The sequence below is a fragment of the Acinetobacter sp. 8I-beige genome (assembly GCF_902505955.1).
In the GTDB taxonomy this organism is placed as follows: domain Bacteria; phylum Pseudomonadota; class Gammaproteobacteria; order Pseudomonadales; family Moraxellaceae; genus Acinetobacter; species Acinetobacter johnsonii.
In genome coordinates, this window is record NZ_LR732792.1 from 267,030 (window position 1) to 287,120 (window position 20,091).

The following is a 20,091-nucleotide window of genomic DNA, read 5'->3' on the forward strand; positions in this document are numbered from 1 at the left end:
CCTCTGTGCAATCAAAGCTGCAAGTGAGTTTTGTAATTCTAAGAAGTGAAATTTTGCTCAAAATGATAAGAGCAAAGAAGCATGCTCTTATCGCTATAGATTAAAAGCTTAGTGGAACACTGTTTCCAAAGCTTTCAAACCGACTTTCGGATCAAGCAGACCGTTGTAAATTTCAGGGATTTCACGTTCGACCCCAAAGAATTCATAAATGGCAAGCATCGCCCCACGAACTGAATATTCCACAGTAAAGACCACGTCATCTTCAATTTCCACAAACTGTCCAAGGAAGGCAAAGTTTTGTGAGCCTTGTGGAATTACCTGTGGACGATCCCCCGGTTTACGGCAGGCAAACAGGGCAGAAGCATATGGCATCATGGCAGTGGTTACATGGGTGGTTGCCAAAACATGATCTAAAATGTCGTCAAAACCGAGCTGTTTAATCAGTTCTGTTAGGATTTCTTGCCCTGTGGCTTCGGACATTGGTTTCTTGATGTAATCGCCCATATGGTCAATTTGGAAACCGTAGCCCCATAAGGTATACAGGCCTTCAGGTAAGTCGGCAAAGTGTGGCTGTGCAGGGACCACAATGGATAAATGCCAACCCGACTCATACCAAGTCATCAGTGCGCCTGTGCCTGGTTCATTTCCCGTATAGTCAACAATGCGTTTAAGCAGCACGTCATCTTTCATGGTCAGAGTGAAAGACTCCCACTTATGTTCATCGACATTACCATAAAAAGTCATTGGACGGCCAAAGTCTGGGGCTTTTTGTGCTAGCGTTTCCCAAAGTGTCCAGCCATGGTCTTCTCGATGACGAACGAGGACAGGCACGTCATGATTACCACCATAACGTGAGTCCGCGGTAATGGAACCTAAAGTGAAAATAGCTAAATCATTGGATTTTAGATTAATCTGCTCTGAGCCTTCAGGCAATTGTACATATAGGCGTGAAGCATGGCGTTCTTGCGTTTCAGCATTGGTGATGAAGTCTGCATCTGTGACATAGTGTCCAAAACGTACATCTACACCTTGCGCGACTAACCAACGCTGTAGGGGCAGAATCATTGAATCATATTGGTTGTACTTAGTACGTTTCACACCCGCTAAGGTATGAATGCGTGGCAATTCTTGAATAAAACGCAAGAAATAGCGTCTTAACTCTGCTGCACTGTGCCATTTTTGAAAAGCGAAAGTCGTGCGCCACATGCGCCAGAAATTGGTTTCAAAAAAGGCCTCATCAAAAAACTCATCAATGCGTCGGCTGCCAATTTTTTCTTCTTTTGAAGCCAGTAAGCGGAGCATTTGTGCACGATGTAGCGTATTCAGGCCAAGCTTTGCCGCATCCGCAATGACATGTTCGGCATCAATTAAACGTGCATTGGCGTGGGTTTTCACTTGTTCATTAAACTCACGACATTCTTCACGCACTGAAATGTCTGGATTTTCCAAGGATGGAATACTGGAAAATAAGTCCCATAGGCACAGATAGGTTTCATCGGTCAGCATCCGCCCACCACGTGTTACCCAAGCTTGCGCGGCATGCGGTGTATGTCCGCCGTCCATTGAGCCGCCTGAAATATCGAGTTCTTCTAAAATATGGATATTTTTGGCAGGGACTTTGGCATCGCGGATTGCAAATGCAGCAGCAGCCATACCTGCGATACCACCACCAATGATCCAAAGATGGGATTGTTGCGCGTCTAATGGGGTGCGCTTCTTATTTTGCATGGTTCACCTGTAATTATGATGTTAAAAATTATGAAGTTAAAAAATGTGGTTTTTAGAAATAAAACCTTATAAATAGTAAGTTTTTTTATATATGAAAAATGTATGAAAAGGGAAGCAATTCCCCCATTATATTTTGTAATCAAAAATCAGCACATGATGGCTATTTTTAATACACATTTGTCTTTTTATTAAAATTGAATATGATCTAAATAACTGATGTTGCAGTTTATTGTTGAGTAATTACTCTATTGCTGTTTTCACGATTGCCTATGCCGAATTCCTTTAAAAATAGGCTTTTTATTTATCATTAAAAAATATAATGGACGTACACGCTGCGGCTTGATCACGATATAAATGTGAAAAATAACTGATAAAGTGAATATCGTAAAAACTTTGTTTAGCGTAAAATCGCAGCTGATAAATTCTCTCAATTTAGAGGTCACTCTTGGAATCATTTTGGATTTTGGGCTCGATTGCCTTTGCATTAATGTTAGGCGCAATGAGCCCTGGACCGACGTCGATTTATGTAGCAAAAAATTCGATTGCGATTTCTCGAAAGCATGGCCTATTTACCGCATTGGGGACTGGAACAGGCGCAGCTGTTTTTGGTCTGTTGGCGGTACTTGGTTTACAAGCCTTTTTGTTGGCAGTACCGTCAGCGTATTTGGCCTTAAAAATTTGTGGTGGGATCTATTTGCTTTGGCTCGCGTTTAAAATTATTAAACATGCCAAAGAGCCAATTGAGGCAGATCATTCCAGCTCGAAAGCAATGACTTTACGCCGTGCCTTTATGACTGGTTTAATTACTCAGCTCTCCAACCCTAAAATTGCGATTGTTCTAGCCAGTATTTTTACTGCACTTTTACCCAAAGAAATCCCAACCTATTACTATTATGTACTGCCTATCCTATGTTTCTTTATTGATGCGGGTTGGTGTTCGTTGGTTGCAGTGGCGTTGTCTGCTGAAAAGCCGCGCCGTGTGTATTTGAAGTTTAAAGCCGTATTTGACCGCGCAGCAGGGGCGGTGATGACGGTGTTGGGTTTAAAACTTATTTTTGGAATGAAGTGATAAGGTTTACAACAACAAAACTGGATTTTGTATAGGTAACTAAAAGCTAAATGGTTATAATCCCTTTGATTTTTTAATGATTTTTAAATTAAAGATTTGAGGGATAAATTTTGAATAAATCTATATTTTTGGCCGTTTTGAGTGGCTTAGCATTATCTGCATGTTCAACAACAGAAACGTCAAAAACAATTCAAGCACCGCAAGTAACAGCGGCAGTGGCAACAGTCAAATATACTGGCACTAAAACGCCAGTTTCTGTAGGGAAATTTGACAACCGATCGAGCTACATGCGTGGCATTTTCTCAGACAATGTTGACCGTTTAGGTGGTCAAGCAAAAACTATTTTAGAAACGCATTTACAGCAATCTGGCTATTTCTCTGTCCTAAACCGTGACAACCTTGCTGAATTACAACAAGAAGCAGGCTTCACCAAATCATCTCAAGCCATTAAAGGCGCACGTTATGTATTAACGGGCGACGTGTCTGAATTTGGTCGTAAAGAAGTTGGTGATCACCAGCTATTTGGCATATTGGGCCGTGGTAAAACCCAAATTGCTTATGCCAAAGTGAACTTAAATATTGTCGATGTAAAAACAGCAGAAATTGTTCACTCTGTGCAAGGCGCAGGCGAGTATGCACTCAGTGAACGTGAAATTTTAGGTTTTGGTTCTACCGCTTCTTATGACTCAACTTTAAATGGTAAAGTTCTAGATTTGGCTGTACGCGAAGCGGTTAATAATTTGGTGTTGGATATTCAAACCAATAAGTGGTCTGCGCAGTAATTGGTTTGAATCAATGAAAAAAATCGTATTGGTTTTAGGTGCGATCTGCACCATGACTTTGGTGGGCTGTGTTTCAGCGCCAAAATCGTTATATAGCTGGGGCGAATACCCGCAGCAAACCTATTTGATGTTGAGTCTGCCAGAAAAGACTTCTCCACAAGAACAGATTGGCAAACTTGAAAAAGATATTGAAAAAGCCAAAGCCAAAAATGCAGCAGTGCCTCCGGGCTTGTATGCGCATTTGGGTTTATTGAATTTAAATATCAATAATGGGCCACGTGCTGTTCAGTATTTTGAGCTTGAACGCCAAACTTACCCAGAGTCGACAGTATTAATGGATCGTCTTTTGAAAAAAATGACGGCTCAGTCTGCGGCAGGGGGTGTGAAGTGAAAAATTTCAAAAAACTATGCGTACTTGGCCTTGCAGTGACACTCTTCACAGGTTGCGCTACGACGCCTAAAAGTAAACGTGACTTATCTGCATATCATGCCAATATGCCAAAATCTATTTTGGTGTTGCCGCCTGTGAATGAGTCACCCGATACACGGGCAACCTATGGGTATTGGTCTACCGTGACCTTACCTGTAGCAGAAGCGGGCTATTATGTGTTCCCCATTTCTGTGGTCGATACGCTATTTAAAGAAAATGGCGTAACCAACGGCTATGATGCGCAGCAAATTCCAATTCAGAAACTTAATGAAATTTTTGGAGCGGATGCCGCACTGTATGTCAAAGTCAAAGAATATGGTTCTAAGTATCAGGTGATTCAATCCGTTTCGACCGTTGCGGTCGAGGCAAAATTGGTTGATTTAAAAACCGGAGCATTATTATGGGAAGGTCAGGAAAAAATCCAACAAGCCAATAATAATAGCAACGCGGGTCTAGTCGGAATGTTAGTAGGTGCTTTAATTGACCAAATTTCAAATCACCTATCGGACAAAGCCTATGTGCTGTCTAACAGTGTGAGTACGCAGTTGTATGCTCCGCAGTTGATGCAGCAAAAAGGGTTGCTATATGGCCCTCGCTCTCCGCATTTTGTACAAAATTCGATGAGTCCACAGCAGTAAAAAAATCCCCTCAAATGAGGGGATTTTTATGATTTAACAAACTTATATTTGGTTTGAAGAGCCTTTTAACTCTCAGCCCAAAGAAGAGACGATTTTCGTACAAATTAATCTTTAAAATGCACAGGAATCCATTGATAGCTTTTCCCATCTACTGAATAGATATGTCCAATAGCAGGGAATGGCAAGTGTGGTGCTGCAATGGTTTGCCCGCCTTTTGCATATTCCGCAAATTGCTTTAAGCGGGTTTGCACTGCTTTTTTCGGGTCGATATCATAATCGATTGCGGTTTCTAGTTTGGCGAATTGCACAGTATGAGAGTGCACAATGTCACCAATAAATACCACCGTTTCATCTTTGGTTTTTAACTCATAGCTAAAATGTCCGGGTGTATGCCCCGCGGTATTAATCACTTTAAAGCCTTGAACTTGATCGCCCAGTTGATACGTTTTGAAGCGGTTTTTGGCTTGATAGGGTGCAATCGCTTGTTTAATTTTTTCAACAGTTCCTAAGTAACCGGCTTGTTTTTCTTTCGGGAGTTTGTCGACTTGTTTCGGGTTTAGCCAATAGTTCGCTTCATCGTTCGAGACATAAACTGTCGCATTGGGAAAGTTTGCCACGCCATTTTGGCTAATACCACACACATGGTCTGGGTGTAGGTGCGTCAGTAAGATGGTATCGACTTGCTCTGGTTGATAGCCTGATTCTTTTAAATTGCTTAACACTGAACCCAAATGTGCGCCAAAACAGCTCGCAGCGCCGCTATCCACTAAAACCAGAGAATGACCTGTATTGACTAAAAAGGCATTTATAGAGGTTTGTACGCCTTTGGCTTGGTCGGCAGCGTATTTCTTTAAAATTTCATGTACTTCTTTTTCTGGAGTGTTTTGAAATAGTTTAGGCGACATGAAGTTAGTACCATCGAGCAGGGCAGTGATTTGTACATCACCTGCTTGGTATTGGTAATAGCCTGAGACTTGTTTTTGTTGGGGGATGGAGGATTCGGCAGCTTGGGTGGTGATGGCTGTTGTGCTTAGGGTTAAAGCGAGAAAAAGTGGTTTTAAAGTCTTCATAAGTTTCTTATAAGTTTTAAAGGGATAGGTTGTTTCTATCATGATAGGATTTTTTGTGTTGGGTTAATAGATCAATTGATACAATATATAAATAATTGAAATTTGATATGAATAATGACGTTATGGAAAAAGATTGGTTCAATTTTCAGGAAAAAATTGCAGAACATTTTAGAAGTTTAGGTGTGCAAGCTGAAACAAACAAAACAATCAGAGGCGTAAGGACAGAACATGATTTAGATGTTTATGTAACTTCAAAATATTTAGGGACTAATATTAAGTGGGTGATAGAAGCTAAATATTGGCAGACAAAAATTCCAAAAGAAAAAGTATTAGCTTTAAGAACAATTGTTGATGATATTGGGGCAGATAAAGGATTTATTATTTCACAAGTTGGATTTCAGTCTGGAGCAATTGAGGCATGTCAAAATACAAATATTCAACTATATACGTTTGAGGAGTTTGTCACTCTTAGTAAGAATTATATTCAGAACGAAATTCTTGATACTTATGTTCGTAGAGCAAGATTGCTGCATATCAGGTATTTCTCACATAAAAAAAGAATCCGAAAAGATTATGGTTTAAGAGGTGAACTTGGTGAAGTTGCATGCTTTTCAGATGCTTGGTTGTTAACAACAGTATTCGATGTATTGGAGAAAGCTAGAACTCAAAAATATCCAATTGATTTACAAACTCATATGGTAGAAAAAGTTGGAAATGATTTAGCTGAGGATTTTATTGAATTAGTTCAATGGTTAAATCTAAACCTTAATTGGTTGGATGAGAAAATTTTAAAGGCGGAATATCAAATGATGCAAGATGGCGTATTCGAACCTAATTTAATTGATCCTGATCTTAATCAAAAAACTTGGGATGAAATTGCTCAATCGATGAAAGGTGTAGAAGATAAAAATATTCAACAAATCATTCAAGATTTTCTAAAATTACGTTCAAAATAAGCTATCTATTTAAAATTAAAAAAGCCCCTACAAAGTAGAGGCTTTTAGTTTTAAGGATTAAACCTTAAGACACTTTATCACCCGGTTTAGCACCAGATTCAGGTGAAATCACCCAAACACCTTCGCCGTTTCCAGCAGCTAAAACCATACCGTTAGAAATACCAAAACGCATTTTACGTGGTGCAAGGTTCGCCACCATCACCACCAATTTGCCTTTTAAGTCTTCTGGTTGGTAGAACTCACGAATACCGCTAAATACGTTACGTGGTTCAGCTTCACCAACATTTAAAGTCAATTGAAGAAGTTTGTCCGAACCTTCTACCGTTGCAGCTTCTAAAACTTCAGCCACACGTAGGTCAACTTTCATAAAGTCTTCAATACCAATAATTTCAGCTTCACCCACTTTTGGCTCAGGCTTAGTCGAAGCTTTCTTCTCTTTTTTCTTTTCAACTTTTACAGGTTCAGCCGCAGCTGCTAAAGAGTCTTTAGATGCATCGACCATCGCCGCAACTGCTTTCGGGTCTACACGTTGCATTAACGGTTGGAACAATGCAATTTCATGACCAACCAATGCTGTTTGAGCAGAAGCAAAGTCAAAGCGGTCTAGTTTTAAGAACGCTTGCACTTGAGCCGCTAAAGTCGGAAGTACAGGCGCAAGGTACACAGCCAATTGACGGAACAGGTTAATACCGACAGAACATACATCGTGTACTTGTTGCTCTTCGCCTTCAACTTTCGCTAAAGCCCAAGGTTTTTTCTCATCGATATATTGGTTGGCTTTATCTGCAAGCGCCATGATTTCACGAATCGCAGCAGAGAACTCACGTGCTTCATATGCTTTCGCAATTGAGTCGCCTGCATCAATAAAGCTTTGTACCAATTCAGGCTCTGCACAAGTTGCTGATAATTTATTATCAAACTTGGTGTTGATGAATTTTGCACAACGGCTGGCAATGTTGACCACTTTACCAACTAAGTCAGAGTTTACTTTCTGAACGAAATCATCCAAGTTCAAATCAGAATCTTCAACTTTATCTGACAGTTTAGACGCGAAGTAGTAACGTAAGTATTCAGGGTTTAAGTGCTCTAAATACGTTTCAGCTTTGATGAATGTACCGCGAGACTTCGACATCTTCTGACCGTTCACCGTCAAGAAACCGTTGACGAATAAACCTGATGGCGTACGGTAGTTTGCACCTTCAAGCATTGCAGGCCAGAACAGCGCATGGAAGTAAACGATGTCTTTACCAATGAAGTGATAGACTTCTTTGTCAGAGTCTTTCTTCCAAAAGTCGTCAAAACTTAAATCAGGACGTTTAGCTTTGATATAGTTTTCAAAACTCGACATATAACCAATCGGCGCATCGACCCAAACATAGAAATACTTGTTTGGTGCATCTGGAATTTCAAAACCGAAATACGGCGCATCACGTGAAATATCCCAGTCTGATAAACCTGCTTCAAACCATTCATCAAGCTTATTGGCAATTGAAACAGGTAAACGACCTTGGTCACGCGTCCATTTTTGTAAATATTCTGAGAAATTCGGCAGTTTAAAGAAGTAGTGATCCGAAGATTTCTCTACAGGCGTCGCACCACTCAAAGTTGATTTCGGGTTTAAAAGCTCAGTCGCATTGTATGTTGTACCGCAGACTTCGCACGCATCGCCATATTGATCTTCCGATTTACATTTCGGGCATGTGCCTTTAATGAAACGATCCGATAAGAACATGCCTTTTTCAGGGTCAAAAAGCTGGTTGACAGGACGGATGGCAATATTGCCTGCTTCGCGGTTTTTTACATAAATTTCAGAAGCACGAGAGCGGTTTTCATCACTATGGGTTGAATCATAATGGTCGAAATGCACACCGAAACCATCAAAGTCACGGATGTGTTCTTTTTGCACATTCGCAATTTGATCTTCAGGTGAAATACCATTGGCTTCGGCACGTAGCATGATGGCTGTACCGTGAGCATCATCCGCACATACATAAGTCACATCGTGTCCCATTGCACGCATGGCACGAACCCAAATATCTGCTTGGATATAACCGAGTAAGTGTCCCATATGGATGGGGCCATTGGCGTATGGTAGGGCGTTAGTGACTAAAATATTACGCACGGATATGACTCTCTCATTCGTATTTTATATAAGGTCAACGATTTTACCTTAGATAGCCGCGACTTGCACAAGTGAATCGGTGAAAAGTTTTCAAATGAGACTAAAGCCCATATGAATTGATCGCTAGATTGAGCATCAATCGCTAATTTGAGCAAGATACTGAAAAAATCATGGGAAATGCATGGTCTAAAGCAGCATAAAGCAGCTTGTTCATCTTTTAATGAAAGATTGAATGGATTGCTCAAAACTCAAATGATGGAACTTAAAACTAATGCGTATTTTCACTATATTCATACGCCATTAACAGCGATAATACTTAGATTCAGCCCGTTTTTAAGAGTATGCCGTCCATGATCGATGATGATTTTGACTTCGACCAACCCGTGACCCGAATTCCGCAAAATCCACAAGCGACCAAACTACTGGGCAATCGACTTTTACAACAAGCTGAACAATATCTTGCTTCAATGGGCAGTCGACCACATGCACAATTGGTCGAGTCGCTCCGTCAGCTTGAGTCTGAAGATCCGTACTTTGCAGTCATGGCCGATCAGCTTGAGTATGAAAGTGATGAACCAATGGCCAATGACGTGCTCAATCTGTTGTTTTTCTGGCAAATGGCCAATGAAAAAGAAGCGGATATGACTAAGTTTCAATTGCCCGATTTAATTCAAACGGACTATTTCCAAACGACTTTGCTTGACGCTTACGACGCGATGGATTTGGGGGCATTCCAAGCTCAGCGCCGCAGCTTGATTGAAGAAACGTTAAAACTGTATCAACAGCAGTGTTATGCAGGGTGCATTACGGTTCTTTATGGTCAAATAGAAGGGATTTTGACAGATGCGCTGATTGAGCATGGTTATTTACAGCAAAATCAAACCAAGTTCGTCGATGTCTATAAAATCGTACCAGGTTTGAAAGGCCATGAAGTCAAAAGCCTATGGCATAAAGTTAAAATTGCCAGTGAAATCAATCCGTATTTTCTGAGCCTTGAAGCATTGAAAATGGATGCGAGTTCGAGTGTCACGGCCAGCCGTCATAATATGGTACATGGCGCAGACGTGACCCATTTCACTCAAGCACGCAGTTTCATTTTGTTTATTTGGCTGTTTGCGGTCATCAGTTTTATCAGTACTTTAAAGCGTTAGTCTCTTCCGTTGAGTGGTACAGGATGGTGTTTAAATTGATGCATCCTGTACAGCTATTGTTTCCAAATGATGCAAATGACGTCAGCACTTAAAAAGCAAGGTATAACTCTTAGTTAAGCAAAATTTTAAATACGAAAGAGGGCTGTGACATGACGAATGACAATAAACTCGATGATTTAAAAACCAAAGCGACTGAGTTGGGTGAAGACTTGAAATTGAAAGCTCAAGCAGCAAAACTGGAAGGTGAGAAAGTACTGGAAGATGTTAAGCATCAGGCCACTGAAGCCAAGCTAGATGCTGAAAAGCAGCTGACTGACTTAAAGCAAAACGCAGCAGAAAGTAAAGCCGAAGGTGATGCAGCTTTTGAGCAAAAGTTGGAGTCTGCACAAGCCAAAGCCGAGCATGCGAAACTAGTTGCGCAGGAAAAATTGGATCATTTTAAAGTTGAAGCAGGGCATAAACTGGATGAGGCAAAACTTAAAGCCACAGAGTTAAAGCATGAGGCTGAAATTAAACTGGAAGAGTTTAAGGTGCAAGCCACTGAAAAGTTTGACGAGTTGAAAAAGAAAGCCACAGAAACACTGCAAAAATTTAAAAAAGACGACCAAGCTTAATCCGTTTGAAATGGCGAATGTCGGCCTTAAATGTTTGCTAAGACTACGGCGTAGACTGTGTACTCAGTGCAGGGTCTGCGTCTAAATTAAACCACATGATGCTCTGAATTTGATTGTTCACGGTGCGGATGGTGTAACGATAGTTTGCAATTTCATATACATATACCGTCTCAAGTGGGCTATTAGGCGCACTGCTGATTGGGGTAGATGACATAGAAATTGGCGATAAATCGATTTTTTTCTGCATGTCTTGAACTTGATCACCGATAGTCACCGTTTGACCCGCAGGGGTTTTAAATGAATTGGTTGACGTGTCTGCAAAACTAAAGCTAGATATGGTGCAAGCCAAAACAACCACGGCCCAAAGTTTCATTATTTTCTCCCCAAATCGCGTCAAGATAGAACAATAGAATATAGATATTTTGCTATGCAATAACATCACCTTAATTAGGGGGATTGGATTTTATTTACAATTCTTTACGTTCAAATTTGATCCAATTCACCGATTTTATTTTTTCAGTTAGCTTAAGCGACTAAGCTTCGCCCTTTGATATTCAGTGTATAAAACCAACTAAAAAGCTAGGAATACTAAATTTCATGGCATAATCCATAAATACTGAACTTAACCTAAGTTCGTTTTGTGGTTAAACTATAGCATTCAGCTGAATACTCGAATTTGGAGTACATATATGTCGTGGCTTTCTTCTCTTAAATCAGTTTTTTCTCCTGCGCAGGAGGTAAAGGAAGAAGAAATCCAAACAGTACTGCAAAACTATATCTTGCCCAATTCAAACCATGCGTTGAAAGACCGCATTACTCAAGTGAATGTGCAGGGCAATATTCTGCAAATTACCATCAATACTTTTCCTGCCGAAGCCGATGATTTACAACAGATTCATGATGATTTGGCGGTTGCGCTTGAAGCATGCGGTATCAAAGAGTTAAACATGCATGTGATTCAACAAAAAACGGGACATAAAGAAAAGTCAGGTGGCTGTGGACATCAGCATGCTGAAGGTGAGAGCTGTTCAAGCCAAGCAAAAGAGGTTGCACCGAAAAGCAATTTACCCCCAGTGATTGATGCTTCAGGCTCAGCAGCCCAAGCTGCTGCACAACCCGTTGAAACTGATCCAAACAATCCACCCATTCAAAAAGCAGCGCCACAACAACGTGATGTGCCGAAGCATCCGCGTATTCAAAATGTGATTTTGGTGTCCTCGGGCAAGGGGGGCGTGGGCAAATCCACCACCACGGTAAACCTTGCACTTGCTTTGCAAAAGCTCGGCTTAAAAGTTGGGGTCTTAGATGCGGACATTTATGGTCCAAGTATTCCAACTATGTTGGGCAATGCGGGCAAAACGCCGATGATTGAATCGGAAAATTTTGTACCCTTAGATGCCTATGGTTTGGCCGTGTTATCGATTGGACATTTAACAGGTGATCACAATACTCCTGTGGCATGGCGTGGGCCGAAAGCGACAGGTGCGTTGATGCAATTGTTCAATCAAACCTTATGGCCTGACTTAGATGTCTTGATGATTGATATGCCACCAGGTACAGGCGATATTCAGTTGACGCTTGCGCAACGTATTCCTGTGACAGGTGCGGTGATTGTCACCACACCGCAAAACGTGGCACTTATGGATGCGACTAAAGGCATTGAGTTATTTAACCGCGTACATATTCCAGTTATGGGTGTTGTGGAAAATATGTCGACCCATATTTGCTCAAATTGTGGATTTGAAGAGCAAATTTTTGGTACGGGCGGCGGTGATCAACTGTCGGAGCAATATGCTATTCCGCTGTTGGGACGTTTGCCTTTAAATGTACAAATCCGTGAAAATGCGGATGCGGGTAAGCCTTCTGTTTTAGTGGAAGACAGTGCAGCAGACAGCTATATGCAGATTGCTGAAAAAATTGCAGCCGCACTGCCTCAGGCTGAAAAAGATCAGACTCGTATTTTCTAAATCAGCCAAAAAAAAGCCCAACCTGTTGAGTTGGGCTTTTTTTTTGCTTTTTTAGGACAGTGAATAGGACTGATTTTGTTTTTTGGCTTGCATAAGATTAATGCTGATGGCGATCACCACCATCACAATCCCGATAATATCAGTCACAGTTTCAGGGATAATCATACATAAAGCACCTGCACCTAAGAAAATCCGCCAGAACCAATTCAAACCAACTTTAAAGTAACCTTCAACTGCTGCACCCAGTGCCAAAATCCCAACCACTGAGGTAAAGACAATACTCACAATAGTTGTCCATGCAGGAAAGGCAAACTCACGTGCATTGACTGCGACATTGGCTGTATCAATCATCAGCATGGCAGGGTTATAGACGAACAGGAACGGGACAATGAAGCCCGCTAAAGAAAGCTTCAAGGCTTGAAAACCTGTGCGCATTGGGTCGCCCCCTGCGATTCCCGCACCTGCAAAGGCGGCTAAGGCGACAGGGGGAGTAATATTGGCAAAAAGACCAAAGTAGAACACAAACATATGCGCCACCAGCGTGGGAATATCAAAGTTTGCCAAAGCAGGTGCAGCCATAGTCGCGGTAATGATATAGGCTGGAATCGAAGGAAGTCCCATGCCTAAAATCATTGATGCAATCATGGTAAAGAACAGCGTTAAAAATAGGCTGCCTGCACCGATGCTCATAATTGAGGAGGTCATGACAGAGCCAAAGCTGGTCAGGCTCACTACACCAATAATAATCCCCACCACAGCACAGGCTGCCATGACCGAAAGGGATTGTTTTGCACCATCGGCGAGCGCTTCTAATATTTCTTTGAAGCCCATACGGGTCGATTTGCGGAAACTCGCCACAATCACAGTTAAGACAATGGTGTAGACCGCGGCATAACTGACAGGAATGGATTGAAAGAGGAAAAACACCAAAGCTACGATCGGAATAAGCAAGTGTCCTCGTTCCTTTAGGACATCTTTAACCCGTGGCAAATCCGCTTTCGGGACACCTTTTAAATTGTCTTTACCAGCACGGAAATGAACCTGCGCCATCACACCTAAATAGTAGAGTAAAGCTGGAAGGGTGGCTGCAAGGGCAATGGTGCCATAACTGACACCCGTGGTTTCAGCCATAATGAAGGCACTGGCTCCCATCACCGGGGGTAAAATTTGTCCACCTACAGAGGCACTGGCTTCAACAGCACCTGCAAAATTTTTGTGGTAGCCAATTTTTTTCATCAGGGGAATGGTGAATGAACCGGTCCCTACGACATTGGCCACCGCTGTGCCATTAATACTGCCCATAAATCCACTGGAAATGACGGCAACTTTTGCAGGACCACCTTGTTTATGTCCCGCAAGTGCCATCGCAAGATCATTAAACAATTTGCCCATGCCTGATTTCGCCAGAAAAGCACCAAACAAAATAAACAGGAAAATAAAAGTGACTGAAGCGCCAATAGCGGAAGAATAAAGCCCTTCGGTTTTTAAATACATTTGCCCGAAAATATCACTAATACTATATGAACGCGTCAATAAACGATCTGGGACCCAGTCATAGTGGCTAAAAAACGGGTAAGACAGAAAGACTAAACCTAAAATAGGCAGCATCCATCCCATGACCCGCCGAGCACCTTCAACCACCAGAACCACGGCTAAAATGGCAAAAACAATATCTAAAGTGTTTGGAATACCCCCACGCGTGGTCATAATGGCTTGATATTCTTTCCAAAGGTATAAAAAGGTTGCTAAAGCGGTTAAGGCAAGTAACCAATCCAACCAAGGGATGCTTTGTCGTGAACTGGACTGACGCGCAGGATAAAGTAGAAAGATCAAAACTAAACCAATAGCGACATGGGCGGAACGTTGGATCAGTTCGGGTAGTGGATTAAAGGTAATAAATAAATGAAATAAGGAATAGAAAATAGCAATCGCCGCTATGAACCATGCTACAGACTTGTTGCTTGGGGAACGAGTCACTGACTCACGATCAAATTTTTCTAAAATGGCTTGTTGTTGCTGCTCGTCTAATTGTTCAGGGGCAACTTTTTCTTCATTTTGAGTCATCGGCATTCTCCGATCTGCCATGCTTTCCACAAGGGCTGTTGTTGTGCTGTAATTTGCACCAAGGTGTAATCTGGATATTGTTGAAAAATAGGCCAGACGCACTGGTGAATGATGATACTGCCTTGCATATTCTTGGAAATGATCCAGTTGATTTGATCAATTCGCCGATTAACTTTCATTCTGACTATACCGTCTTTTTGAAAGATGATGGGATAGTCATTCGGTGTGCCTGCACCGAAAGAAATCAGGTCGGTGTAGCGCAATATAAAGTGCTGTTGCTCCCGTTGATAGTTTTCAATCCAACGGGTTTTTTCGACTGAATGTTTCCACTGCAAACTAAATTGTGCTGTTGAAATTCGGCACTGCATGTGAGCAACAGTCACTTCGCTATAGCGAACAGGTAAGAACAACAGCCCGCATAAACCGAGTAGAAAAAGTGCAGTAAACACTGCACTTTTTTTCAGCTTCATTTTTTCGCTGCGAGTTCGTCGTAATAACGCTTAGCCCCAGGGTGTAGCGGAGCAACCACGCCTTTTTGGGCCGTTTCCAGATTAATTTCTGTCGCTGCCTGATGTGAGTTGGCCAACTGTCCTAAACTATCAAAGAAGGTTTTAGTCAGTTTATAGACATCATCTTCAGAAAGATCGGAACGGACCACTAAAGCATTCATAATGGCCGCAGTTGGAATATCTTCTGCATTACCATAAGTACCTTTCGGAATATTCAGAGATAGGAAATAAGTTTGGTTTTTGGCGATTTGTTTCACTTTCTCAGGATCGATCCCGACCAGTTGTAAATCGAAACCTTGTTGCAGTTCCATCAAGGATGAGTTGGGGATACCACTGGTTAAGAATGCAGCGTCAATTTTTCCACCCTTTAAAGCATCCGCGGCTTCTGCATAGCCTAGATAATCGACCTTCACGTCATTATAAGTAATACCAAAACCATTTAAGAGGGTGCGCGCATTAACTTCAACCCCTGAGTTTTGGGCACCGACGGCAATGCGTTTACCTTTTAAGTCTTCAAGCTTTTTAATGCCTGATTTTTTTGATGCCACAATTTGCACATAGTTGGGGTAAAGTGCCGCCACTTGTTGGACATTATCAATTTTCCCACTGGCAAAACTACCTGTGCCATTTAGTGCTTCGGTTAAGCTATCACTCATGACAAAAGCCATTTCAACTTTTTTCTGTTTGAGTAAGTTAAGATTTTCTACTGATGCGCCTGTGGTTTGAGTTTTTGAATTTACACCATAGGTTTTATTATAAATTTCAGCCAAACTGGTGCCAATCACGTTATACGGGCCAGATGCGCCGCCTGTTGCTATGTTGACAAATTTACTTTGGAGTTTGTCGGATGCTTGTGCACTGGTTTCAGTTTGAGCATCGCCTGAAGTCGTGGTTTTATTGTCACTTGAGCATGCTCCTAGACCCGCAAGTGCAATTGAAAGTAGCGTGAGTTGAGTCCATTTTTTCATATACTTTTCCTCGTTTTATTATCTTCAAAGCCATTCACTTGGCTCTTTTATCCTTGACTTAGCGTGATCAGATTGATGAATAAAAATACGCATGTTTTAAAAAGTAACTGATTAAAAATCATTTGAATAGTTTTTTTTCATTAGGCATGTCTATTTGATTTATAAAATCATTGATTTGAAAAAAGAATAAAGCATGTGGCGTCATTTTTATGAATGCTAGATTGGGTAAGGGCCTTATACGTTATTTATGTTAAGTATTGAATGAAAATTAAAAAAACTGTTATCACGGTTCACTAAATTTGATTGCTTTCAGCAAGGCAAGTCATTACGCTTATAGCTATATATATGTGGGTCTGTGAATATGGTCACTTGGTTTTTTATTGGTTTAGTGATAACCATTCTTTTAACTCCAGGACCAACCAATACCCTACTTGCCTCTTCGGGCATTCAAGTCGGTATTCGTAAATCTTTGCGTCTCATTCCAGCAGAAGCTTTTGGCTATCTCATTTCAATCACCGCATGGGGCTTCCTTATTGGAAAAGTGTCCGTACACTTGCCTTTATTGCCGACTATTTTAAAACTGTTCAGCGCAAGCTATATCATTTATTTGGCCATCAAATTATGGCGTACAGCCGATGCTGAAGTGAGTTTTAATCAACCGACTATTCGGGCGCGTGAACTGTTTTTGGCAACGTTATTGAACCCTAAAGCATTATTGTTTGCTTCAGCCATTTTCCCAACCATTGCGTGGACAAAACTGGATTATTATCTGTCACATATGTCGCTGTTTTTGGTTTTGATTGTTCCAATTGCTTTCTTTTGGACTTTTATCGGGTCAATTTTAGCGAGCAATAAAATTCGTTGGCTGAACCAATCTAACCTGCAAAAAACAGCATCGCTGGTTTTGATGAGTTTTTCGATTCCACTGAGCTATTCTGCGATTTTAAGCTTTTAATTTAGTAATTAAAGACAGAAATTTTGCGAACTTAAACGCGCTTATTTTCATTGAAAGCGATTTCAGTTAAAGTACAACGCAATTATTGAAATTAAGCTTTTTTGGAAAGAATAAATGGCTATTAAGTCCGATCGTTGGATTCGCGAAATGAGCGAAAAACACGGCATGATCGAACCGTATGCAGAAAACCAAGTTCGTTTAGATGAAAATGGTCAAAAACTCATTTCTTATGGTGTGTCGAGCTATGGTTATGATGTTCGTTGTGCACGTGAGTTTAAAGTTTTTACCAATGTTCACTCCGCAATTGTAGATCCAAAAAACTTTGATGATAAAAGTTTTATCGACATTGAAGCTGATGTTTGTATTATTCCACCAAACTCATTTGCTTTAGCACGTACCGTTGAGTATTTCCGTATTCCACGTAATGTGTTGACTGTGTGTTTGGGTAAATCGACCTATGCACGTTGCGGTATTATCGTAAACGTCACACCACTTGAGCCTGAGTGGGAAGGTCATGTTACTTTAGAGTTCTCGAACACAACCAATCTTCCTGCACGTATTTATGCAGGTGAGGGTGTTGCACAAATGTTGTTCTTCGAATCTGACGAAGTGTGTGAAACATCGTATAAAGACCGTGGTGGTAAGTACCAAGGTCAAACAGGTGTGACTTTGCCGAAGACCTAAGTTATTCATATTTAAAAAAGCGGATCATTGATCCGCTTTTTTTATGTCAATTCATTCATCGGAAAATAAATATTATCGGACAGTTGGTTTTGCATTTGTGCTGAGTTTCAGCATAATCAATTATGAAATAGAGTGCTTTGGTTGACGCAAATAAAAATTATAGTGCGCAGAGTAGAATGCCAAGTAAAGGATGCAGTACATAAAGATGCGGAGCATCGAATAATAAGGATGGTCGAGATGACGAATCGTATATATCCCGCAGGATTGAAAAAATCCTGTTTAGCTAGTCTTGTCGGACTCATGCTTGCGCAGTCTACATTTGCCCTTGAGTCACTTTCCGATGAATATCTAGCGGATACTACGGGTGAAGGCATTGCTTTACTTCCTGAAAACTTCAAGATGGTGTTCCAAGGGGCCAATGATCTCTCCACTGCTTCTAGCTACAACCGTGGCGTGGCCAATCCACAACAATACGACACGGGTTTCATTCGTATTATTCCTGTGGGTGAGAACTACTCCAAATATACCGATGCTGATGATCTGAGTGCGAAACGAACCAAAGCGGACATCTTTATTTATGGTTTAGCGCTTTCGCGGTCTGATAATGATGCCAATAGCCGTTTCAGTAATCAGGGCTTCACATGGGGAAGCGATGTTAATCCTTGGTTATTTCGCGCTGGCACAGCCACGGGGATTAAACAGTTTCATCAGTCGAATGCAAGTTCAGATGTAAGTTTTCTAGGGCTGGAAGCGCCTTTAGCAGCGGTTGTAGCGAGTGACACAGATAATAATATTAAATTAGGTCTATGGTGGGATGCTTTTTCACGTAGCTGGAACTCCCAGAATAAAGTGGACCCTATCACTGGTGCACCGACAACAACCAACGCGGCTGCGGATCCTGATTTAAGTTTAAATCAAAGAATACGTTTACAGGCGGTTGCCAATGGATTGAGTTTAAATGGCTCACAGGTGCGTATGTTTCAAACTCAAGCATCTACCTTAGACCAGCAAAATAAAACCTTTGGGATGGCAGCCTTACTTCGGATCAATACCAATGATGATCCATCTGGATTGGTCTATACCAACGATGACGCAAATAAAGCGCTATTGAATGCTAAAGTTCTTCGACTGAGCACCGCTGCGACCAACGACGGTACGGCAGTCACACCTGCATTAGATCGTTCATTGGCTCCAATTTTTGATGCGAGCGAGGGGCTTTATTTATATAGCCCAAATATTAATTTGGTCTTGGGCAATATGTATCAGCCTTTTGTTGTCGGTTCGGAAGGACGCAATATTATTCTTGAAGTCACGCGTATTCCGAATGTGCCTGAGATTTATAAGCAGATTTATACCTACTATCCAGATGTACAAGGTGGAAGCAGCACTGACTATAAAGGATCAACTTGTAATGTGGCCTATTGCGGTTCGAATATTGTTCAGACTGGGGCAGGGACTAGCGCGGTTCAATACCAAGGGAATAACGCAACACATAGCAGTATTTCGATTGGTAGCGTGACACGAGATCCGACCACCAATACGCTTAAAGCCAATACGGCGACACAATCTACTGGTGTGGTATTCCGGGGAACTGGAACAGCAGTTCCTGTAAATCTCGGTTCAGTTGCTATAGATGGTGTATTGATCCAACACTTAAAAATTAAGACCACAGGGTTATAGGATACTGACATGATGAAAAAATTTTGTGTAACCATGTTGATGTCTGTATCCATGTTGTCTCAAGCGGGTTTGGTAGATTTGGATAATAAGGAACTGGTCGGTGTGACTGGACAGGGCGGTGCAGATTTGAGCTTAACCCTATCGATCAACCACCAATATGCCAATGATATGAGTTTAAATACGATCTCTAGGATCAATGGTGTAGATGCAAATGGGCGAGCTATTGTCACTGAAGCCTATTATCAAATGCGCGCAAATCAAGATTGCGCTTTATTAGAACTGTGTCGTATTGCTATTTCTCCAAATAATCATAAGGAAAATGGGCAACGAAAATGGCTGGTGTTTAAGCAGTTCCAAGGCACCATGCAAATTGATAAATTTTCGCTGGAAGGTACCACAATTCTGAATAAAGAAGGTAAGCCACAAACTGCGATGATGTTAAAGTTTTTCGATGATAAACCCCTTAAAATTCGTAACTTAGGTTTTGCCAGCCTTTCAGTAGAAAGTGGTGAAAATGGATATTTCAATACATCAACATATAACAGTTATGGTACGAGTAAAACTGTACCAACTTTTGATAAAGGTCAGGAACAAGGCTTTATGGGCTTAAATGTCCATGGAAACTTACATCTGGATGGAAATCTAAAAATCTTTAGTTATAACTGCTCGGGCACTGCGGGTAGCCGCTGTTAGACCCATAGTTT

The 20,091-nt window shown here is 41.3% G+C and carries 19 protein-coding genes; 12 read left to right on the forward strand and 7 right to left on the reverse strand.

Features of this window, described 5'->3' with window-relative positions:
• Positions 1 to 108 precede the first annotated feature (108 nt).
• A complete protein-coding gene (locus GVX98_RS11610; RefSeq protein WP_159128156.1) occupies positions 109 to 1,728 on the reverse strand; it encodes an oleate hydratase in 1,620 nt (539 codons plus the stop codon).
• 445 nt (positions 1,729 to 2,173) lie between these two features.
• Between GVX98_RS11610 and GVX98_RS11615 the strand changes: the two genes are divergently transcribed.
• The 4 genes from GVX98_RS11615 to GVX98_RS11630 all read left to right on the forward strand — a co-directional run bounded on the left by GVX98_RS11615 (position 2,174) and on the right by GVX98_RS11630 (position 4,647).
• Positions 2,174 to 2,797 (forward strand): LysE family translocator, encoded by a 624-nt coding sequence (locus GVX98_RS11615; protein WP_078388386.1) that lies wholly within the window; start codon positions 2,174 to 2,176, stop codon positions 2,795 to 2,797.
• Positions 2,798 to 2,907: 110 nt separating this feature from the next.
• Positions 2,908 to 3,579 (forward strand): CsgG/HfaB family protein, encoded by a 672-nt coding sequence (locus GVX98_RS11620; protein WP_159128157.1) that lies wholly within the window; start codon positions 2,908 to 2,910, stop codon positions 3,577 to 3,579.
• A 13-nt stretch (positions 3,580 to 3,592) separates the two neighbouring features.
• Positions 3,593 to 3,970 (forward strand): DUF4810 domain-containing protein, encoded by a 378-nt coding sequence (locus GVX98_RS11625; RefSeq protein WP_159128158.1) that lies wholly within the window; start codon positions 3,593 to 3,595, stop codon positions 3,968 to 3,970.
• Positions 3,967 to 4,647 carry a GNA1162 family protein gene (locus tag GVX98_RS11630; protein ID WP_159128159.1) on the forward strand — a complete coding sequence of 227 codons (681 nt, stop codon included), beginning with the start codon at positions 3,967 to 3,969 and terminating at the stop codon, positions 4,645 to 4,647. The genes GVX98_RS11625 and GVX98_RS11630 overlap by 4 nt, the downstream gene beginning before the upstream one ends.
• Positions 4,648 to 4,751: 104 nt before the next feature.
• Here the strand turns inward: GVX98_RS11630 and GVX98_RS11635 are convergent, their stop codons facing one another.
• Complete coding sequence (locus GVX98_RS11635; RefSeq protein ID WP_159128160.1) at positions 4,752 to 5,717, reverse strand: MBL fold metallo-hydrolase; 966 nt, start codon at positions 5,715 to 5,717, stop codon at positions 4,752 to 4,754.
• A 107-nt stretch (positions 5,718 to 5,824) separates the two neighbouring features.
• On the opposite strand from GVX98_RS11635, the gene GVX98_RS11640 reads away from it, so the two are divergent.
• Complete coding sequence (locus GVX98_RS11640) at positions 5,825 to 6,673, forward strand: restriction endonuclease (RefSeq protein WP_159128161.1); 849 nt, start codon at positions 5,825 to 5,827, stop codon at positions 6,671 to 6,673.
• A 64-nt stretch (positions 6,674 to 6,737) separates the two neighbouring features.
• Here GVX98_RS11640 and metG read toward each other — a convergent pair whose 3' ends face one another.
• Positions 6,738 to 8,795 (reverse strand): methionine--tRNA ligase, encoded by a 2,058-nt coding sequence (metG, locus tag GVX98_RS11645; protein WP_159128162.1) that lies wholly within the window; start codon positions 8,793 to 8,795, stop codon positions 6,738 to 6,740.
• 350 nt (positions 8,796 to 9,145) lie between these two features.
• Here metG and GVX98_RS11650 point away from each other — a divergent pair, with 350 nt between their 5' ends.
• Both GVX98_RS11650 and GVX98_RS11655 read left to right on the forward strand, forming a co-directional pair.
• A complete protein-coding gene (locus tag GVX98_RS11650; RefSeq protein ID WP_159128163.1) occupies positions 9,146 to 9,946 on the forward strand; it encodes a hypothetical protein in 801 nt (266 codons plus the stop codon).
• Positions 9,947 to 10,095: 149 nt separating this feature from the next.
• A complete protein-coding gene (locus GVX98_RS11655; protein WP_159128164.1) occupies positions 10,096 to 10,560 on the forward strand; it encodes a hypothetical protein in 465 nt (154 codons plus the stop codon).
• Positions 10,561 to 10,603: 43 nt separating this feature from the next.
• Here GVX98_RS11655 and GVX98_RS11660 read toward each other — a convergent pair whose 3' ends face one another.
• Complete coding sequence (locus tag GVX98_RS11660; RefSeq protein WP_004694526.1) at positions 10,604 to 10,933, reverse strand: hypothetical protein; 330 nt, start codon at positions 10,931 to 10,933, stop codon at positions 10,604 to 10,606.
• 316 nt (positions 10,934 to 11,249) lie between these two features.
• Here GVX98_RS11660 and apbC point away from each other — a divergent pair, with 316 nt between their 5' ends.
• Positions 11,250 to 12,527 (forward strand): iron-sulfur cluster carrier protein ApbC, encoded by a 1,278-nt coding sequence (apbC, locus tag GVX98_RS11665; protein ID WP_159128165.1) that lies wholly within the window; start codon positions 11,250 to 11,252, stop codon positions 12,525 to 12,527.
• Between the two features lie 51 nt (positions 12,528 to 12,578).
• Here the strand turns inward: apbC and GVX98_RS11670 are convergent, their stop codons facing one another.
• Genes GVX98_RS11670 through GVX98_RS11680 form a run of 3 tightly spaced genes read right to left on the reverse strand, consistent with a single transcriptional unit; the run spans position 12,579 to position 16,068 of the window.
• On the reverse strand, positions 12,579 to 14,591 hold the full coding sequence (locus GVX98_RS11670; RefSeq protein WP_004981183.1) for a TRAP transporter permease: 2,013 nt from the start codon (positions 14,589 to 14,591) through the stop codon (positions 12,579 to 12,581).
• Positions 14,588 to 15,061 (reverse strand): DUF1850 domain-containing protein, encoded by a 474-nt coding sequence (locus tag GVX98_RS11675; protein ID WP_159128166.1) that lies wholly within the window; start codon positions 15,059 to 15,061, stop codon positions 14,588 to 14,590. Before GVX98_RS11675 ends, GVX98_RS11670 begins: the two co-directional genes overlap by 4 nt.
• Positions 15,058 to 16,068 (reverse strand): TAXI family TRAP transporter solute-binding subunit, encoded by a 1,011-nt coding sequence (locus tag GVX98_RS11680; protein ID WP_159128167.1) that lies wholly within the window; start codon positions 16,066 to 16,068, stop codon positions 15,058 to 15,060. The genes GVX98_RS11675 and GVX98_RS11680 overlap by 4 nt, the downstream gene beginning before the upstream one ends.
• A 361-nt stretch (positions 16,069 to 16,429) precedes the next feature.
• Between GVX98_RS11680 and GVX98_RS11685 the strand changes: the two genes are divergently transcribed.
• The 4 genes from GVX98_RS11685 (at position 16,430) to GVX98_RS11700 (ending at position 20,080) form a co-directional block, all read left to right on the forward strand.
• Entirely contained in the window at positions 16,430 to 17,023 is a 594-nt protein-coding gene (locus tag GVX98_RS11685; RefSeq protein ID WP_004694517.1) for a LysE family translocator, read from the forward strand.
• Between the two features lie 114 nt (positions 17,024 to 17,137).
• Positions 17,138 to 17,707 carry a dCTP deaminase gene (gene dcd / locus GVX98_RS11690; RefSeq protein ID WP_004694514.1) on the forward strand — a complete coding sequence of 190 codons (570 nt, stop codon included), beginning with the start codon at positions 17,138 to 17,140 and terminating at the stop codon, positions 17,705 to 17,707.
• A 237-nt stretch (positions 17,708 to 17,944) separates the two neighbouring features.
• Positions 17,945 to 19,387 carry a hypothetical protein gene (locus GVX98_RS11695; RefSeq protein WP_159128168.1) on the forward strand — a complete coding sequence of 481 codons (1,443 nt, stop codon included), beginning with the start codon at positions 17,945 to 17,947 and terminating at the stop codon, positions 19,385 to 19,387.
• 9 nt (positions 19,388 to 19,396) lie between these two features.
• On the forward strand, positions 19,397 to 20,080 hold the full coding sequence (locus GVX98_RS11700; RefSeq protein ID WP_159128169.1) for a hypothetical protein: 684 nt from the start codon (positions 19,397 to 19,399) through the stop codon (positions 20,078 to 20,080).
• The last annotated feature ends 11 nt before the right edge of the window (positions 20,081 to 20,091 follow it).

What these genes read in the sequence shown, in the direction of transcription:
- GVX98_RS11610 (WP_159128156.1), bottom strand. Translation starts at nt 1,728, where the DNA reads ATGCAAAATAAGAAGCGCACCCCATTAGACGCGCAACAATCCCATCTT.
- GVX98_RS11625 (WP_159128158.1), top strand. Translation starts at nt 3,593, where the DNA reads ATGAAAAAAATCGTATTGGTTTTAGGTGCGATCTGCACCATGACTTTG.
- GVX98_RS11635 (WP_159128160.1), bottom strand. Translation starts at nt 5,717, where the DNA reads ATGAAGACTTTAAAACCACTTTTTCTCGCTTTAACCCTAAGCACAACA.
- GVX98_RS11640 (WP_159128161.1), top strand. Translation starts at nt 5,825, where the DNA reads ATGAATAATGACGTTATGGAAAAAGATTGGTTCAATTTTCAGGAAAAA.
- GVX98_RS11650 (WP_159128163.1), top strand. Translation starts at nt 9,146, where the DNA reads ATGATCGATGATGATTTTGACTTCGACCAACCCGTGACCCGAATTCCG.
- GVX98_RS11655 (WP_159128164.1), top strand. Translation starts at nt 10,096, where the DNA reads ATGACGAATGACAATAAACTCGATGATTTAAAAACCAAAGCGACTGAG.
- GVX98_RS11660 (WP_004694526.1), bottom strand. Translation starts at nt 10,933, where the DNA reads ATGAAACTTTGGGCCGTGGTTGTTTTGGCTTGCACCATATCTAGCTTT.
- apbC (WP_159128165.1), top strand. Translation starts at nt 11,250, where the DNA reads ATGTCGTGGCTTTCTTCTCTTAAATCAGTTTTTTCTCCTGCGCAGGAG.
- GVX98_RS11670 (WP_004981183.1), bottom strand. Translation starts at nt 14,591, where the DNA reads ATGACTCAAAATGAAGAAAAAGTTGCCCCTGAACAATTAGACGAGCAG.
- GVX98_RS11675 (WP_159128166.1), bottom strand. Translation starts at nt 15,061, where the DNA reads ATGAAGCTGAAAAAAAGTGCAGTGTTTACTGCACTTTTTCTACTCGGT.
- GVX98_RS11680 (WP_159128167.1), bottom strand. Translation starts at nt 16,068, where the DNA reads ATGAAAAAATGGACTCAACTCACGCTACTTTCAATTGCACTTGCGGGT.
- GVX98_RS11685 (WP_004694517.1), top strand. Translation starts at nt 16,430, where the DNA reads ATGGTCACTTGGTTTTTTATTGGTTTAGTGATAACCATTCTTTTAACT.
- dcd (WP_004694514.1), top strand. Translation starts at nt 17,138, where the DNA reads ATGGCTATTAAGTCCGATCGTTGGATTCGCGAAATGAGCGAAAAACAC.
- GVX98_RS11695 (WP_159128168.1), top strand. Translation starts at nt 17,945, where the DNA reads ATGACGAATCGTATATATCCCGCAGGATTGAAAAAATCCTGTTTAGCT.
- GVX98_RS11700 (WP_159128169.1), top strand. Translation starts at nt 19,397, where the DNA reads ATGATGAAAAAATTTTGTGTAACCATGTTGATGTCTGTATCCATGTTG.